The 15,870-nt window shown below is 56.5% G+C and carries 16 protein-coding genes; 5 read left to right on the top strand and 11 right to left on the bottom strand.

What is annotated here, in order from left to right; translation table 11 throughout:
• Positions 1-227 precede the first annotated feature (227 nt).
• Genes msbA through ABI213_RS03830 form a run of 5 tightly spaced genes read left to right on the top strand, consistent with a single transcriptional unit; the run spans position 228 to position 6,085 of the window.
• Entirely contained in the window at positions 228-1,904 is a 1,677-nt protein-coding gene (msbA, locus tag ABI213_RS03850; RefSeq protein ID WP_348007007.1) for a lipid A export permease/ATP-binding protein MsbA, read from the top strand.
• 29 nt (positions 1,905-1,933) lie between these two features.
• Positions 1,934-3,010 (top strand): glycosyltransferase family 9 protein, encoded by a 1,077-nt coding sequence (locus ABI213_RS03845; protein WP_348007006.1) that lies wholly within the window; start codon positions 1,934-1,936, stop codon positions 3,008-3,010.
• A gap of 21 nt (positions 3,011-3,031) precedes the next feature.
• Positions 3,032-3,955 carry a rhamnan synthesis F family protein gene (locus tag ABI213_RS03840; RefSeq protein ID WP_348007005.1) on the top strand — a complete coding sequence of 308 codons (924 nt, stop codon included), beginning with the start codon at positions 3,032-3,034 and terminating at the stop codon, positions 3,953-3,955.
• Between the two features lie 20 nt (positions 3,956-3,975).
• Positions 3,976-5,259: an O-antigen ligase family protein gene (locus ABI213_RS03835; RefSeq protein ID WP_348007004.1), complete on the top strand. Its 1,284-nt coding sequence runs from the start codon at positions 3,976-3,978 to the stop codon at positions 5,257-5,259.
• Between the two features lies 1 nt (position 5,260).
• Positions 5,261-6,085, top strand: a complete 825-nt coding sequence (locus ABI213_RS03830) for a glycosyltransferase (protein WP_348007003.1) — start codon at positions 5,261-5,263, stop codon at positions 6,083-6,085.
• A gap of 19 nt (positions 6,086-6,104) precedes the next feature.
• Here ABI213_RS03830 and rng read toward each other — a convergent pair whose 3' ends face one another.
• The 11 genes from rng to purD form a co-directional block, all read right to left on the bottom strand.
• A complete protein-coding gene (gene rng, locus ABI213_RS03825) occupies positions 6,105-7,592 on the bottom strand; it encodes a ribonuclease G (RefSeq protein ID WP_348007002.1) in 1,488 nt (495 codons plus the stop codon).
• An 11-nt stretch (positions 7,593-7,603) separates the two neighbouring features.
• A complete protein-coding gene (locus ABI213_RS03820) occupies positions 7,604-8,206 on the bottom strand; it encodes a Maf family protein (RefSeq protein ID WP_348007031.1) in 603 nt (200 codons plus the stop codon).
• A 90-nt stretch (positions 8,207-8,296) separates the two neighbouring features.
• On the bottom strand, positions 8,297-8,872 hold the full coding sequence (locus tag ABI213_RS03815; protein WP_348007001.1) for a YceI family protein: 576 nt from the start codon (positions 8,870-8,872) through the stop codon (positions 8,297-8,299).
• 47 nt (positions 8,873-8,919) lie between these two features.
• A complete protein-coding gene (locus ABI213_RS03810) occupies positions 8,920-9,441 on the bottom strand; it encodes a YceI family protein (protein WP_348007030.1) in 522 nt (173 codons plus the stop codon).
• Between the two features lie 69 nt (positions 9,442-9,510).
• Positions 9,511-10,074, bottom strand: a complete 564-nt coding sequence (locus ABI213_RS03805; RefSeq protein WP_348007000.1) for a cytochrome b — start codon at positions 10,072-10,074, stop codon at positions 9,511-9,513.
• A gap of 120 nt (positions 10,075-10,194) precedes the next feature.
• Entirely contained in the window at positions 10,195-12,063 is a 1,869-nt protein-coding gene (locus ABI213_RS03800) for an ABC transporter ATP-binding protein (RefSeq protein WP_348006999.1), read from the bottom strand.
• A 15-nt stretch (positions 12,064-12,078) separates the two neighbouring features.
• The gene (gene rlmH, locus ABI213_RS03795; protein WP_348006998.1) at positions 12,079-12,558 is read right to left on the bottom strand and encodes a 23S rRNA (pseudouridine(1915)-N(3))-methyltransferase RlmH; all 480 of its coding nucleotides are present in this window, start codon (positions 12,556-12,558) and stop codon (positions 12,079-12,081) included.
• Positions 12,559-13,371, bottom strand: a complete 813-nt coding sequence (rsfS, locus tag ABI213_RS03790; RefSeq protein ID WP_348006997.1) for a ribosome silencing factor — start codon at positions 13,369-13,371, stop codon at positions 12,559-12,561.
• Complete coding sequence (nadD, locus tag ABI213_RS03785; protein ID WP_348006996.1) at positions 13,368-13,976, bottom strand: nicotinate-nucleotide adenylyltransferase; 609 nt, start codon at positions 13,974-13,976, stop codon at positions 13,368-13,370. Before nadD ends, rsfS begins: the two co-directional genes overlap by 4 nt.
• Complete coding sequence (gene hemF / locus ABI213_RS03780; RefSeq protein ID WP_348007029.1) at positions 13,976-14,869, bottom strand: oxygen-dependent coproporphyrinogen oxidase; 894 nt, start codon at positions 14,867-14,869, stop codon at positions 13,976-13,978. The genes nadD and hemF overlap by 1 nt, the downstream gene beginning before the upstream one ends.
• A gap of 20 nt (positions 14,870-14,889) precedes the next feature.
• Positions 14,890-15,870, bottom strand: a 981-nt coding sequence (gene purD, locus ABI213_RS03775; protein WP_348026149.1) for a phosphoribosylamine--glycine ligase, incomplete at its 5' end; no start/stop codon positions are given.

Below are 15,870 nucleotides of genomic sequence, written 5' to 3'. Positions count from 1 at the left end.
AATCGAAAAGCAGGATAATCCGGCTTCCCCGCACCGATATCTCACAATTCGTTCCTTTTTGTTACCGTATACCGCTGTCATCGATCCAAGCTGCCTTTCTTGTCACCTCCATTTGCCCAGGCAGTCACCCCATGAAAAACGAGCGATCCCAAGGTTTAATAACCCTGTTTAGGCAGAGCATCCCGCGGTTGGCACCATTTTTTTTTAAGGGTCGCCGTTCTGCCTGGATGATGGTGATCCTAGCCACCATCATTGGTGCCGCTACCGAGCCACTGGTGCCCGCCATGTTGAAGCCATTGCTCGACAACGGTTTCCAAAAAGGCGCATTGAACCCGTGGATGGTGCCGGTGGCCTTGATCGCCGTGTTTGGCTTGCGCGGCCTGAGCAGTTTTCTGGGTGATGTCGCCATGGCCAAAATCACCCAAGACGGCCTAGATGCACTGCGCACAGCCATGTTCAGCCGCCTACTGGATGCCCAAAGCACTCTGTTCACCCAAAGAACGGCCAGTTCCTTGTCCAACACGATCGTTTACGAAATACAAAACGGTGCGGTGATCCTGGTCACCTCGGTCATGGGCTTGGCCAAAGACAGCATGGTTCTGGTCGCTTTGGTGGCCTACCTGCTGTACCTGAACTGGGAACTTACGCTAATTTTGGTGGTGCTATTTCCTGCTGTGGCCTTCGTCACACGAACACTCTCGCGCAGGCTTTACCAAATCGCCAAAAGCAGCCAGGGCGCTACCGACGGCTTAGCTTACGTGGTGGAAGAAAACGTACTGGCACAACGGGTTGTCCGCTTGCATGCCGCCCAAGGTGCACAAGGCAAACGCTTTCAGCTGCTGAGCGAGGGGTTGCGCAGACTGAATATGAAATCGGCGACCGCTTCCGCGGCAGTCACCCCCATGACCCACATGATGTCGGCCATTGCGCTGTCCAGCGTGATTTGCGTGGCATTGCTGCAAGGATCCAGCGAGGTCACCGCAGGCGAATTTGCGTCTTACATCACCGCCATGCTAATGCTGATTGCACCCGTCAAGCGGCTGTCTGACGTGGCCAGCCCCGTGACGCGCGGGCTCGCTGCAATGGAACGGGCACTGGACCTGATCGAAATCACTCCCGTTGAGCCTAGTGGCGATTTCGTGCTGGAGCGGGCACAGGGTCACATTGAATTCCAGTCGGTCACCGTTCGCTACCGGGATGATGAAACCCGGTCAGCCCTCAACCAAGTTTCACTGACCGTAATGCCCGGCGAAGTCGTGGCGCTGGTGGGGCCATCCGGATCAGGCAAAACCTCATTGGTCAATTTGTTGCCGCGATTTGTCACGGCCAGCGCCGGGCATGTATTGCTAGATGGGCGCGATATTGCCGATTGGCAACTCAAAGCCTTGCGCAACCAGTTTGCCATCGTCAACCAGGATGTGATCATGTTCAACGACACCCTTGCAGCCAATGTGGCCCTGGGTGAAACGCCAGACCGGGCGCGGGTTGAGGCCTGTTTACGGGCCGCCAACCTCGGCGGGTTTCTGGACAATGCCCCGCAAGGCATTGACACCATGACGGGACATAACGCCACAGAACTCTCCGGTGGACAGCGCCAACGCCTGGCCATCGCCCGTGCCCTGTACAAGGATGCACCAATTTTGATACTGGACGAGGCGACATCGGCGCTGGACACCGAATCAGAGCGCCTGGTGCAAGAGGCTCTGCAGCGCCTGATGACCGGGCGTACCACCCTGATCATTGCGCACCGCCTGTCCACCATCGAACATGCCGACCGGGTAGCGGTGCTGGACCAAGGTGAAATCATCGAGCTTGGCACCCACGCCGAGCTCATCGCCCAGACGGGGCTCTATGCACGTTTGCATGCGCTGCAATTTGGCACGCAGTCCGCAATCACGGCATAAGACCCGCAAAGGACAGTTTGCAGATTTCCATGAAAAAAATACTGGTGGTTGCGACCCGGCAGATTGGCGATGTGTTGCTGACCACGCCCTTGATCCACGCCGCCCGCCAGCAATGGCCGGATGCTGAAATCGACGTGATCGGCCTTGCGGGCACCCTGGGAATGCTCCAGGGCAACCCGGATATCCATGCGCTCATCACTACCCAGCCCGCCAAAGGCTGGCGCGATACGCTGACCGTGTTGAAAACCATCTGGAAGCGTTACGACCTGGCTTTGGTCACCCAGCCCAGCGACCGTGCCCATCTGATCGGCTGGGCATCCAGCCGCAGCTTTCGCAGTGGCATCATCCCCGCCAAGAATTCCAGCAATTGGTGGAAAAAGTGGATTTTGAGCCATGTAGTTGTCAGCGAAGGCGATGCTGGCACCGTCCATGTGGTGGCCGAGAAACTGGCGTTGCTGGCTCCTTGGTGCCAGCCCGATGTACAGGCGGCCCAAGTGTTGCCACCACCCGCACAAGCGCTGCCAGCAGCCCTGGACACCTTAATTCTCCCCAGTGCCATCGTGGTACATGTCCCCTCCATGTGGCCGTACAAGCAATGGCCAGTGGCGTATTTCCGGACACTGATAATCGAATTGATAGCCGAGGGCCATCAAATTGTGCTGACAGGCAGCGCCAGTCCATCCGACCAAGATTGCATCCAGCAGTTGCGGGGGCTTGCACCGTCGCCCCAATTGGTCGATACCAGCGGCCAACTCAATTTCAACCAGTTGGTCAGTCTTTTTCAGCGCGCGAGTCTGTATATCGGCCCAGATACATCGGTCACCCATCTGGCCGCCGCCTCGAAAATTCGCGTACTGACGATATTTGGTCCCACCAATCCGGTCCGCTGGGGTCCTTGGCCTAGCGCACCGCGCATCGCGCGGACTTATGTGGAGCGCGCAGAGAAACAAACCGTGCACAACATCACCTTGCTGCAAAGCACCCTGCCCTGCGTGCCCTGTAGCAGAGCCGGATGTGAAAACCATAACCAAAGCCGTAGCGATTGTTTGATCGGGATGCCGCCGGACAGGCTATTAAAAGTCCTGCGCTATTTAATTCAAGAGTAACTAAACTCTTGAATCACAGTCATGTTAAAAATTAAAAACTTACTGAGCTACCTTAACCGGGAAAGAAAGAAGAATTTCTCTACGGGCCAAGTCAGTCGGAAAAAATTCAATGATCTCTCACAAAAATACAATATTCTGGTCGATGCCATTGCATCCACCGAAAAAAAATTCGAAAAAAAAGCCCTCCTCACGACTGCCATTCCGGTTACAGAAAATTTCGATGGGCAAGAACTCTGTCTTTTCATTTCCCATTCTGTAACACCTTACATCAAGCCGCATGTTGCACACCACGTTCAAGCCCTCATAAAATCGGGCATTCATGTTATTCTAATATTAAATACTGATCAACCAAAATTTGAATGCCAGCTCGACGATTGGACGCATGCACTGGCGGGCCTATTTATTAGAGAAAACATAGGTTTTGATTTTGGAGCATGGTCACACATATACTCCATAATTTATAAAGATAGTGACCCAAGCCACCTATATCTTATTAACGACAGTATGATTGGTCCCTTGTCCGAATCCATGTTCAAAGGAATGTTGGAAAAAATACGCAACTCATCGGTTGATATGCTGGGATTAACTGCTAACCACGAGCCTATTTTTCATCTGCAAAGTTTTTTCTTGATATTTTCAAATAAAATCTTGCACGACCAGAGGTTTCAGTCATTTTTTAAATCACTCTGGCAACTACCCACCAAAGATATGGTTATTGATTTCTATGAAACACGTACAACCCAGCTTATTCAGCGCTTAGGTTACAGCACCCAAGCCCTTTACACCACTGGCAACACATTCACAGAAAAATCAGATGCGGTCATACACAATCTCGATGCACTTTTTGCTTTAAATTTTCCTTATATAAAAACAAGCATGGCAAACAAGCCCGTCGGGAAAAAGATACTTGACAAATATCTCCCCCAGATCAATCACATTGGCTGATGCAGTATTGCCACAGTCCCATGGAAGAAAAAATTTCATTACCCCAAAAATATAGCGTATTCCATATAGTAGATGCGCTAGTACCGTCTTTTTTGGCACTTGCCCCACTATGCCTGCTCAGTATTCGCGGCTGGACGAATATTTTCTTTTTTTTACTGCTGTTGTGCTCATTCATTCAACTAGCAAGAACACCTTCGTCATTTTCACTACAAGGTGAGGGACGTACGGCCCGATGGATCATGGCGGCCATGGCATCACCGTTACTCGCGGTTATAGCAGCACAGCTGCTCCGAGGACAACTACAACTTACATTGATGGATGGGCCCAGTCGCCCATTTTTAGCAATCGTACTTTTCATCTATTTGCTACACACACCCATCGATTTTGTTCGGCTACTGGAGTGGTGCATACCATTTTCTTTACTTATATTGGCATGCTTTTTATGGGTGCATCCTTACGGCTTTATTAATATAGAAACGGAACGGTTTGGAACCACCGCGATTGATCCCTTGACGCTGGGACAGTACGCAACGCTTTTTGGCTTGATTTGCTTATTTACGTTTAATATATATGGGAAAGACAACACCATATTGAAAATTCTTAAAATCACAGGTATTGCCATTTCCATATGGATCAGTATAGGCACAGGCTCACGCAGCGGATGGGTTGCCTTACCCGTTTTACTGATTCTATGGCTATTGGTTATACATCGCGCACATAATTCCAAAAAACTATTTTTAACTTTATTCGGATTCATTATTTTTGGTATTGCAACCTACCAGTTCATACCGACAGTTCATGACCGAATTTCCTCGGTCCGCAGTGAATATACTGCATACATTTCGGGTGGAAAACTCGATACATCGACAGGACTCAGAATATCACTCGCAAGGGTTGCCGGGACGCTTTTTTTAGAACATCCCTTTGCGGGATATGGCGATATGCACTACCCCGCCTTGTCCAATATTTCTGCAATTTCCCCCTTTTATACGGCACAATTGGAAGATACCTTTGTTCGTGCCGGCGTGCACAACGAGATTCTACAAAATGCTTTGCGTTCCGGTATTTTTGGTATTTTTTCCGGCATCTTAATGTTCGCCGTACCGGGTATTGTTTTTTTCCGAGGTAGCTACTCCATAGCACCCCAAAAACGGGCAGCCGGGTTGGTAGGTTTATGTTATATCGTTGCTGTATTTTGTTTCAGCCTAAGTACTGAAACGTTCAACTTGAAATACACCGTCTCGTTTTACGCACTGATGGTGTCCGCTTTAGCAGCCCAAGTGCTGCGCCCCCAACCGGTTTGATATGAATCCTGCACGCTACGCCCTTACCTTCGCCTGCTACAACCAGGTCGAATACACCCGCCAATGTATCGAAAGCATGGTGCGCCACGGCATGGACTTGTCGCGGTTGATTGTGGTGGACAACGGCTCCAAAGATGCTACCCGTGAGTACCTACTCACCGTGCCCGTGGGCGGGCGCATTTACAACGATGCCAATCTGGGCTGCGGTGTCGCCTGGAACCAGGGCGCGCTGGCCTTGCAGGCAGATTGGACCATTGTGATGAACAACGATGTCCTGGTCAGCGCCCAGTGGATCGAGTCGCTGATTGGTGTGGCCGAGCGGCGCGGTCTGAAGGTAATTTCGCCTGCGCTGATCGAGGGTGCGCTGGACTATGACTTTGAAGACTTCAGCACCATGGCTTCGCAAAAAATGGCCGGTACGGCGCGCATCGGTGGCCGACATGCGGTGTGCCTGGCAGTGCACAAATCGGTGTGGATGGACGTAGGCTACTTCCAGCCGGTGCCCAAGCTGCTGGGCTACGAAGACACGCTGTTCTTTCACGAGCTGGAAAAAGCCAAGATTCCGGTGGGCATCACGGGCGCGTCCTGGCTACACCATTACGGTTCGGTCACCCAAACCGCCATGAAGCAAGAGCGCGGCTTGTCGGCCAAAGACGGCTTGGGTTACCGCTACAACTACAAACTACTCAACCAAAGCTGGCTAGCCCGCAAACTGGCCAAATCGCAGCGGGTGGCCCAGCAAAAACAATGGCGGCAAGAAGAATTGGACGTCCACGCCATGACCATCCATGGTCTGCGCGAAAGTGGTCAGTTCCGCTGGATTTAAGAACGCTCTTAAGTCTGCCTCAGAGCAGCACGATGTCGTACTGCTCCTGCGCCATTGCACCTTCACTCTGCAAAGAAATCGGTTTGCCGATGAAGTCGCTCAAGCCCGCCAAATGCTGGCTTTCTTCATCCAGAAAAAGCTCAATCACTTTAGGTGAGGCGACGATGCGGAATTCACGCGGGTTGAACTGGCGGGCCTCGCGCAGGATCTCGCGCAGGATGTCGTAGGTTACGCTGCGGGCGGTTTTGACCGTGCCTTTGCCGCTGCACACGGCACAGGGCTCGCACAGCATGTGCGCCAACGACTCGCGGGTACGCTTGCGCGTCATCTCCACCAGTCCCAGCGCCGAAAAGCCACCTGCGGTAGTTTTCACCCGATCCCGCCCCAGCTGCTTGCGAAACTCAGCCAACACGGTTTCGCGGTGGTCCTCGCGCACCATGTCGATAAAGTCCACGATGACAATGCCCCCCAAATTGCGCAGGCGCAGTTGCCGGGCAATAGCCTGGGTAGCTTCCAGATTGGTTTTGAAAATGGTGTCGTCAAAGTTGCGGGCACCGACAAAGGCGCCGGTATTCACGTCCACCGTAGTCAACGCCTCGGTCTGATCGACGATCAGGTAGCCACCCGACTTCAACTCCACCCGCCGCCCCAGCGCCTTGGCGACCTCTTCGTCGATAGAGAAAAGGTCAAAAATCGGCCGCTCACCCTTGTAGTGCTGCAGCTTCTCTACCGCCGCAGGCATGAACTCCTTGCCAAACGCTTGCAGCATGTCGAACTGCTCGCGGGAATCTAGCCGTATGGTCTGGGTCTGCTCACTGACCAGGTCGCGCAGCACGCGCTGCAGCAGGTTCAAGTCTTGGTGCAGCAACGATGTGGACGGCAGGCGTACCGAAGCGCTTTTAATACGCGCCCAGGCTTTACGCAAATAGGCGATGTCCTCTGCCAGCTCGGTATCGGTCGCATCCTCACCATTAGTGCGCAGAATGAATCCGCCACCTCCACCAGTAGCGCCAACACCCACCAGGGTTTGCAATCGCTTGCGCAAATCCTCACGCTGGGCCAAAGGAATTTTTTGCGATACGCCGACATGGTCGTCTTGCGGTAAAAACACCAGCAAGCGACCGGCAATACTGATCTGGGCCGACAGGCGTGCGCCCTTGGTGCCAATCGGGTCCTTGATGACCTGGACCATCAAAGCCTGGCCTTCGAACACCTGGCGTTCAATAGGGACTACAGGAGCTACCTTGGCATCGGCCTCCGCCGCTTTGTGGCCCACAAAGCCATTGGCCAGGTCGGCCACATGTAAAAATGCCGCCCGCTCCAGCCCAATGTCGATAAACGTCGACTGCATCCCTGGCAGCACCCGCACCACCTTGCCCAGGTAGACATTGCCCACCATGCCGCGCTCCAAGGTGCGCTCCACATGCAGCTCTTGTACCGAGCCGTGCTCTACCACCGCCACGCGGGTTTCCTGGGGCGACCAATTAATGAGGATGTCTTGTTGCATGGGGGTTGTTGTCAAAGCTTGAAGCCCAGTGCGCGCAGTAGTTGCGCCGTCTCGAACATAGGCAAACCCATGATGCCCGAATAGCTACCGCGTATCTGCGAGATAAACCCCGCCGCCCTGCCCTGCACCGCATAGGCACCAGCTTTACCCAGCGGTTCGCCAGATGCCACATAGCTTTTGATCTGCACGGCAGTCATCGGCGAAAAGTTGACGCGTGAATCGCTCAAGGCCTCCAGCCGCTTGCGGCCATGCTGTAAGGCCACCACTGTCAATACGCGGTGCTGGGTCCCGGCAAGCTCGGTCAACATGCGCACAGCGTCCTTGGCGTGCTCGGGTTTACCATAAATGCGGCGGCCCAGCGCAACGGTCGTGTCAGAACACAAGATCGGTGCGGCTGGCAGGCCACGCGCTTGCATCCGTACCAGAGCTGCATCAAGTTTTAGGCCAGTCACGCGCTTCACGTATGCGGCAGGCGCTTCGTTTTTAATAGCAAACTCCAACCCCTCACTATCTTCTTCCGGGCCAGGTAGGAGCAATTCATGGCGCACGCCTAGTTGGTCCAGCAATTGGCTGCGGCGCGGGCTTTGGGAGGCAAGGTAGATAAAGTCGATCATGGCGGAATTATCGGGGCATGCGTGCCCCCAAAAAAAGAACAGCCCGCCCATCTCAACGATGGGCGGGCTGGCCAAAGAACTACGCGCAGATTACTGCTTGACGGCTTCGACTTGGACGATCAGGTGCACTGCGTCAGGGAAACCGTAGTTAGCGCCCCAGGTCATGCCCCATTGGCTGCGTTGGATGGTGGTGTCAAAGTCGCCGCCGCAGACTTCACGCTTGAGCATCGGGCTCTGGTAGCAGTTGAAGTTGCTGGCCTTGAGGGTGACCGGGTTGGTCTTGCCCAGCAGGGTCAGGGTGCCGTTGATTTCAGACACCTTGTCGCCGTTAAACACAAATTTGTCGGCGTTGAACTTGATGGTGGGGAACTGCTCTACGTTGAAGAAGTCCGCGCTCATCAAGTGCTTGTTGAATGCGGCAGTACCGGTAGACAACGAGGTTGCATCAATGGTCAGGTCCACTTTGCCGGTTTTGCCAGCCACGTCGAGCTGTGCCGTGCCTTCTTTCTTGTCGAAACGGCCGCGGTTGGTAGAGGTACCCATGTGGCCAATTTCAAAGGTCACAAAAGTGTGCGTGGGATCGATAACGTAGCTGGCGGTTTCCGCTTGGGCAGTGCCCACGGCCAAGGTGGCGATGGCGGCAAGGGCTAGCAAAGTGTGGCGCATGGATTCTCTTTCAAAGAAAAGGTTAAGGGGAAAATCGGGAAAAAGACTTACAGCTTGCCGACACCGGTCAGGCTGAACTTGAATTTGACTTGCACGTCGTCGGCCACCATCGAGGTATCGGCCCACTCGCCTTCACCAATCTTAAAGGCCAGCCGTTTGATCGGCAATACGCCGGAAGCGACCGTGGTAGCGCCGGTTTGCACCATCGCTACGGGCACCACCACATCACGGGCCTGGCCCTTGATGCTGAGCTTCCCCGCCACGTCAAACTTGCCGCCGCCCAACGCCTTGATGCTGGTAGAAGTAAACGTTGCCTGCGGGAATTTCGCGCTGCTGAACCAGGTGGGTTTGGGCAGCTCGGCATCGGTCTCGGGTACTCCCAAGGAAGCACTGCCCATATCCACCGTAAAACTGACCTTGCTGGTGTCCAGCTTGGCGGGGTCAAAGCTGATCTGGGCATCAAATTTCTTGAAATGCCCTTCGACGGGCACACCCATTTGCTTGCTCACAAACATGATATCGCTCTGGGCAGGAACAATCTTTTGCTGTGCGAATCCCGTAACCGCCATACCCGAAAAAAGCAAGGCGACGGACAATTTCAACAATGAGGACATAGAAGACTTTCGAAAAAAGAAAATTTAAGGCAGCATGCGGCCAGTCAGGCCGTCGCGATCCATGAAATGGTGCTTGAGGGCTGCGGCCACATGCAGCACGACCAGTCCACACAAGGCCCAGGCCGCCAAGCCGTGCAAAGGCTTGATGGTTTCGGCCAGTTCCTTATTGGCCGACAACAGGTCGGGCAAAGGAAGCACGCCAAACACCACAATCTGAAAGCCAGACGCAGAGCTATAGGCCCAGCCCAGCAGTGGCACTATAAAAAACAGAGCATACATTGCATAGTGGGTACCCTCATGTGCCCAATGCTGCCACTTGGGCATGCTTTGCGCCATGGCGATTGGTAAGGGAGGTGGGCGGTGCGTGAAGCGCCACAGTAAACGCAGCACCGACAACGTCAAAATCGTGATGCCCGCCCATTTATGCCAGTTGTAAAGCTTCAGCCGCAGAGGCGAGAAAGGCAGATCGGCCATGTACAAACCCACGCCAAAGATGCCAGCCAAGGCCAGCGCCAACACCCAATGCAAAAGCTTGGCAACAGCGGTGTAACTTGCAGGTTTAGCAGCGACAGAGGGGGACAGGGCCATAAATAGTGCATCGGGCAGTGCTGCCCCATAGGTGAACTTGTTGGCTAGTGTAGAAACTGTCCTAGCCAAAAAGTTCACTCAATTCGTCGGGATAGTTCGAATTTTTTGAAGAGTGAAGCGCTAAGCGGTGGCGGCCCTTGCCAATTCATCGTCTTCCTCGCCCAAAAATCCACCGCTCTGGTGCGCCCACAGCCGGGCATACAGGCCACCCGAGGCCAGCAGACTGCGGTGGTCGCCCATCTCGACGATGCGCCCCTTGTCCAGCACCACCAGCCGGTCCATCGCCGCAATGGTAGACAGGCGGTGGGCGATGGCAACCACGGTTTTGCCTTCCATCAAACGGTACAGGCTGGACTGGATGGCGGCTTCGACCTCGGAGTCCAGCGCACTGGTCGCCTCGTCCAGCAACAGGATGGGCGCATCTTTCAGCATCACGCGGGCAATGGCGATACGCTGGCGTTGGCCACCCGACAGCTTCACTCCGCGCTCGCCCACATGCGCATCAAAACCGCTACGGCCTGTCGGGTCGCTCAGTGTCTGGATGAAGTCAAAGGCTTCGGCGCGGCGCGCTGCCGCCTCCATGTGGGTATCGGTGGCATCCGGGCGACCGTAGAGGATGTTGTCGCGCACCGAGCGGTGCAACAGCGACGTGTCTTGGGTGACCATACCGATCTGCGCACGCAGACTCTCTTGCGTCACCTGCGCAATATCTTGCCCATCGACCAGAATGCGTCCGTGCTCCAGATCGTAAAACCGCAGCAGCAGGTTCACGATGGTGGACTTGCCTGCCCCGGAGCGGCCCACCAGCCCAATCTTTTCCCCGGCACGGATGTGCAGCGACATCTGGTCGATCACCTTGCGGGCGCCAGGCCCCTTGGCACCGTAGGCAAAGTCCACGTTCTCAAACCGCACCTCACCCTTGGGTACTTGCAGCGGCTGGGCCTGCGGCACATCCTGCACGGCTTGCGGGCGCGACAAGGTGTTCAGGCCGTCTTGCACGGTGCCGACGTGCTCAAACAGCGAAGCCATTTCCCACATCACCCAGTGCGATATACCGTTCAGGCGCAGGGACATGGCAGTAGCCGCAGCCACCGCACCAACACCCACCTGGCCCTGTGTCCATAACCACAACGCTAGTCCGGCGGTAGACAGTATCAACAGGATGCCCAGCACGTGGTTGACCACCTCAAAACCGCTGACCAGCCGCATTTGGCGCTGCACGGTTTTCAAAAAATCCTGCATTGCCGAACGCGCAAACCCGGCCTCGCGCCCGGCGTGCGAGAACAGCTTGACGGTGGCGATGTTGGTGTAGGCATCGGTGATGCGGCCCGTCATCAGCGAGCGGGCATCGGCCTGCTTTTTGGCCACGCCCGACAGGCGCGGCACAAAGTAACGGATGGCCAAGCCGTACAGCACCACCCAGCCCAAGAAAGGCAGCAGCATCCAGGCATCAAAGCTGCCCACTACCGCCACCATGGTGACGAAGTAGATGGTCACAAACACCAGAATATCGCCCAGGATCATGCACACATCGCGCACCGCCAGGGCGGTCTGCATCACCTTGGTGGCCACGCGCCCGGCAAACTCGTCCTGGTAAAAGCCCATGCTTTGGCCCAGCATCAGGCGGTGGAATTTCCAGCGCAGCAGCATCGGAAAGTTGGCCGCCAGGGTTTGGTGCTTGAACAGGGTTTGCAATGCAATTAATAGCGGACTACCCAGCAGCAGCGCGCACAAGAGCAGTAAATTGTTCTTTTCTTGCGTCCACAGCAAAGCCGGTTGCACCTTGCCCAGCCAGTCCACCACCCGGCCCATCATGGCGAACAACAGCGCTTCGAATACCCCCACGCTGGCCGTGAGCAAGGTCATGGCCAGAATGTATTTGCGCACGCCCAAAGTGCAGGCCCACACAAAATGAAAAAAGCCGCGCGGTGGCGGCTGGGGGGTGTCGTCCGTGTAGGGATGGACGAGGTTTTCAAACCAACTCAGCATGGCTGTGCTTTCAAATTATTCGCGGTGGTAGGGGTGGTTGGCATTGACCGACCACGCGCGGTACAGCTGCTCCACCAGCAGCACGCGGGCAAACGCATGCGGCAGGGTCAGGTCTGACAAGCGGATGCGCTCGTGGGCTGCTTGGCGAAACGCCGGGTCCAATCCATCGGGGCCGCCAATCACCATCGCCACGTCGTCGCTTTCCAACTGCCAGCCATTGAGCTTAACCGCCAAGGCCTTGGTTGTCAGCGAGGTACCCCGTTCATCCAGGGCCACGATACGGGCATTGCGGCCAATGCTGGACTGTATGGCGGCTTCTATGCGCTCACGCTCGGCCGCATAAATCGTCTCCAGGGTTTTGGAGCCCCGGGGTTCGGTCTTGACGGCCTTGAGCTCTACCTTGAGCTCGGGTGGAAAGCGTTTGGCGTAGTCGTCGTAGGCGGTTTGTGCCCAGTCGGGCATGCGCTGGCCTACGGCCACTATCACCAGTTTCATTTACTTGCGGCCAGGGGCGCGTTTAGCTGGCGCTTTAGGGGTCTTGGGCGCAGCACGCTTGGCAGCAGCGGCTTTCTTTACGGTCTCGATCGGGGCCTTGATGACCACGGTCTTGGCCATGGTTTTGACGGCAACGGTCTTGGCGGGTGCCTTCACAACGGTCTTGGCAGCCGTTTTAGCCGCAGTTTTTACCGGACCACGGGTCGAAGTGGAGGTCTTGGAAGGCACAGGCGTGGCCACGGCCGTCTTGCGGGCAGCGCGTTTAGGCGCGACTTCCAACACCGGACGCTCGGGCGCCAGCAGGCTTTCGGCATATTCGCGGTCGGCAATCTTGGCGGCGCGTTTGGCCGCGGCAGGCGAAAGCTTTTTGGCAGGCACCTTCTTGGCGGGCTTGGCAGGTTTGGCTTCTTCGGCCTTGGGCAGCGGCTTGGCGGCACCCAGCTTGAGGCGGATCGGCTTTTCGCCCCACAGCTCTTCTAGGTGGTAATACTGGCGGATGGCGGGTTGCATGATGTGCACCACACAGCGGCCGCAATCCACAATGATCCATTCGCCGTTGGACTCGCCTTCCATACGGGGCTTGGCAAAACCGGCATCGCGCACGGCATCGCGCACGCTGGCGGCCAGCGCCTTGGTTTGGCGGTTGGACGTGCCCGAGGCGATGATCACGCGCTCAAACAGGGCGGACAGGCCTTCGGTGTCAAACACCACGATGTCCACCGCTTTGACATCCTCCAAACCATCGACGATGGCGCGTTGGAGTTTTTGGGTGTCTTTTTTGGCAACGGTTTCGTTTTGGGCAGAAGTGGTCATCGGTCGGTTCGGTAAAGAAGATGGTGGTCAATATAGCGCGCTACGCCCTCGGGAACCAGATGGGCTATCCCTTGCGAGGTGGCGGCGCGGTGGCGGATGTCGGTGGCGCTGAGTTCCATGGGCGGAACCTGCAACGCTTGAAAAGACCCCGCGGGTAGAAATTCAGGTGCAAATTGGCCGTTGGCGCTGGTTGAATCTGCACGAGAAGCTACACAAATTATAGCTGCCCGCACGATCTCCTCCCAACCATGCCACGTGGGCAGGCGTGTGGCCTGGTCTTCGCCCATCACCAGATAGAGCTGCGCCTGGGTTTCTTCGGCTTGCAGTTCGTGCAAAGTGTCGATGGTGTAGGTGGGACCACTGCGCTCAATCTCACGCTTGTCCACCACCACGCCGGGAATGTCGCCAAAGGCCAATTGGGCCATGGCCAGCCGGTCTGCGCCTAAGCTGAGCGTGCGGCTTTTGTGCCAGGCGTGGCCCGTGGGGAACACGTACAGCATGTCCAGCTGCAACTGCGCCAGGGCGGTTTGCACCAACGCCACATGCATATTGTGCGGCGGATCAAAAGCACCACCGAACACGCCAATGCGGCGTGGAGACGGCATCAGACCCATGCGCGTGGCACCAGGAATTGGCGCGTCAACGCATCCTCTGCTGAACCGACTTCCGGCTGGTGCTGGTACGACCAACTGGCCAGCGGCGGCATCGACAACAGGATGGATTCGGTGCGCCCACCTGACTGCAAGCCAAAGTGCGTGCCCCGGTCCCACACCAGGTTGAACTCCACGTAGCGACCACGCCGGTACAGCTGAAAAGCCCGCTCCCGCTCGCCATAAGGCGTGTCTTGGCGGCGCTGCAAAATTGGCACGTAAGCATCCAGAAATGCCGACCCGACGGCCTGCACCATTGCCAGACTGCCTTCGGTGCCGAGCTCTGAGAAATCGTCAAAAAACACGCCACCAATGCCGCGCGGCTCCTGCCGGTGCTTGAGGTAGAAGTACTCGTCGCACCACTGTTTGAAGCGCGGGTATTTGTCGTCCCCAAACGGGGCCAAAGCGGCATGGCAAGTGCGGTGGAAATGCACCGCGTCCTCTTCAAAGCCGTAAATCGGTGTCAAGTCCATCCCGCCGCCAAACCAGCAGACCGGCGCGCCACCTTCGGGGGTAGCCACGATCATGCGCACATTCATGTGCACCGTGGGCGCATACGGGTTGCGCGGATGGAACACCAGCGACACGCCCATCGCCTCAAACGGCGCACCCGCCAGTTGGGGCCGGTGCTGGGTGGCACTGGGCGGCAACTGCGGCCCGCGCACATGCGAAAAACCGCAGCCCGCACGCTCCAGCACTGCGCCGTTTTCCAGAATCTGGGTGATGCCCTGCCCTTGTAGCTTTTCACCCGGAGGCTTTTCCCATGCATCGCTCAAGAAGCTACCACCATCGAGCGCGGCCATGCGGGTGGTGATGCTGGACTGCAGACCCAGCAGGTAGCCGCGCATGGCGACTGCGGGGTCTGAAATCAAGGCTTTACAGCTCTGAATCCGATGTCGCGGCGGTACTGCATGCCGTCGAACTGGATGCCACGGGTGACTTCATAGGCATGCTGCTGGGCCAACTTGACGTTGTCTGCCAGCACGGTCACGCACAACACCCGCCCGCCCGAGGTGGACACGACATCGTCTTCCTGGACCGTGCCCGCGTGGAACACCACCGCGTCGTCGGTATTTTTAGGCAGGCCGGTGATGGCATCGCCTTTGCGCGGTGTCATCGGGTAGCCATGGGCAGCCAACACCACGCCTAGGGCGATGCGGCGGTCCCAATCCAGGCTGACCTGGTCCAGCTTGCCAAAGGGTCCGGGCTCGGTGGCCGCCCACAGCACCTCGAACAGGTCGGATTTGAGGCGCATCATCAGCGGCTGGGTTTCGGGGTCACCCAGGCGGCAGTTGAATTCCAGCGTCTTGGGCTTGCCCTTGGCATCAATCATCAGCCCGGCATACAAAAAACCGGTGTAGGTGATGCCGTCTTTTTCCATGCCCTTGATGGTGGGCAGAATAATTTCACGCATGGCACGGGCGTGCACGTCGGCGGTGACCACGGGTGCGGGCGAATACGCACCCATGCCACCGGTGTTGGGACCCGCATCACCGTCCAGCAGGCGCTTGTGGTCCTGGCTGGTAGCCAGCGGGACCACATTCTTGCCATCGCACATCACGATGAAGCTGGCTTCTTCGCCTGCCAAAAACTCTTCGATGACCACGCGCGCCCCACCCTCGTTGTGGCTCACGCCCAGGGTGTTGTCCAGCAACATGAAGTCAATGGCTTCGTGGGCCTCGGCCAGCGTCTGCGCTACCACCACGCCCTTGCCTGCAGCCAGACCATCGGCCTTGACCACGATGGGCGCGCCCTTTTGGTCCACATAGGCGTGGGCGGCAACCGGATTGGTAAAGGTTTCAAATTCGGCCGTAGGAATAGCGTGGCGCTGCATGAAGGCTTTAGAAAA

The organism is Rhodoferax sp. (assembly GCF_039922535.1).
GTDB lineage: Bacteria > Pseudomonadota > Gammaproteobacteria > Burkholderiales > Burkholderiaceae_C > Rhodoferax_B.
Note: the sequence above shows the minus strand (reverse complement) of the source record. Positions and strands in the feature narration are given on the sequence as shown.

What these genes read in the sequence shown, in the direction of transcription:
- msbA (WP_348007007.1), top strand. Translation starts at nt 228, where the DNA reads ATGATGGTGATCCTAGCCACCATCATTGGTGCCGCTACCGAGCCACTG.
- ABI213_RS03845 (WP_348007006.1), top strand. Translation starts at nt 1,934, where the DNA reads ATGAAAAAAATACTGGTGGTTGCGACCCGGCAGATTGGCGATGTGTTG.
- ABI213_RS03840 (WP_348007005.1), top strand. Translation starts at nt 3,032, where the DNA reads ATGTTAAAAATTAAAAACTTACTGAGCTACCTTAACCGGGAAAGAAAG.
- ABI213_RS03835 (WP_348007004.1), top strand. Translation starts at nt 3,976, where the DNA reads ATGGAAGAAAAAATTTCATTACCCCAAAAATATAGCGTATTCCATATA.
- ABI213_RS03830 (WP_348007003.1), top strand. Translation starts at nt 5,261, where the DNA reads ATGAATCCTGCACGCTACGCCCTTACCTTCGCCTGCTACAACCAGGTC.
- rng (WP_348007002.1), bottom strand. Translation starts at nt 7,592, where the DNA reads ATGCAACAAGACATCCTCATTAATTGGTCGCCCCAGGAAACCCGCGTG.
- ABI213_RS03820 (WP_348007031.1), bottom strand. Translation starts at nt 8,206, where the DNA reads ATGATCGACTTTATCTACCTTGCCTCCCAAAGCCCGCGCCGCAGCCAA.
- ABI213_RS03815 (WP_348007001.1), bottom strand. Translation starts at nt 8,872, where the DNA reads ATGCGCCACACTTTGCTAGCCCTTGCCGCCATCGCCACCTTGGCCGTG.
- ABI213_RS03810 (WP_348007030.1), bottom strand. Translation starts at nt 9,441, where the DNA reads ATGGCGGTTACGGGATTCGCACAGCAAAAGATTGTTCCTGCCCAGAGC.
- ABI213_RS03805 (WP_348007000.1), bottom strand. Translation starts at nt 10,074, where the DNA reads ATGGCCCTGTCCCCCTCTGTCGCTGCTAAACCTGCAAGTTACACCGCT.
- ABI213_RS03800 (WP_348006999.1), bottom strand. Translation starts at nt 12,063, where the DNA reads ATGCTGAGTTGGTTTGAAAACCTCGTCCATCCCTACACGGACGACACC.
- rlmH (WP_348006998.1), bottom strand. Translation starts at nt 12,558, where the DNA reads ATGAAACTGGTGATAGTGGCCGTAGGCCAGCGCATGCCCGACTGGGCA.
- rsfS (WP_348006997.1), bottom strand. Translation starts at nt 13,371, where the DNA reads ATGACCACTTCTGCCCAAAACGAAACCGTTGCCAAAAAAGACACCCAA.
- nadD (WP_348006996.1), bottom strand. Translation starts at nt 13,976, where the DNA reads ATGCCGTCTCCACGCCGCATTGGCGTGTTCGGTGGTGCTTTTGATCCG.
- hemF (WP_348007029.1), bottom strand. Translation starts at nt 14,869, where the DNA reads ATGCGCGGCTACCTGCTGGGTCTGCAGTCCAGCATCACCACCCGCATG.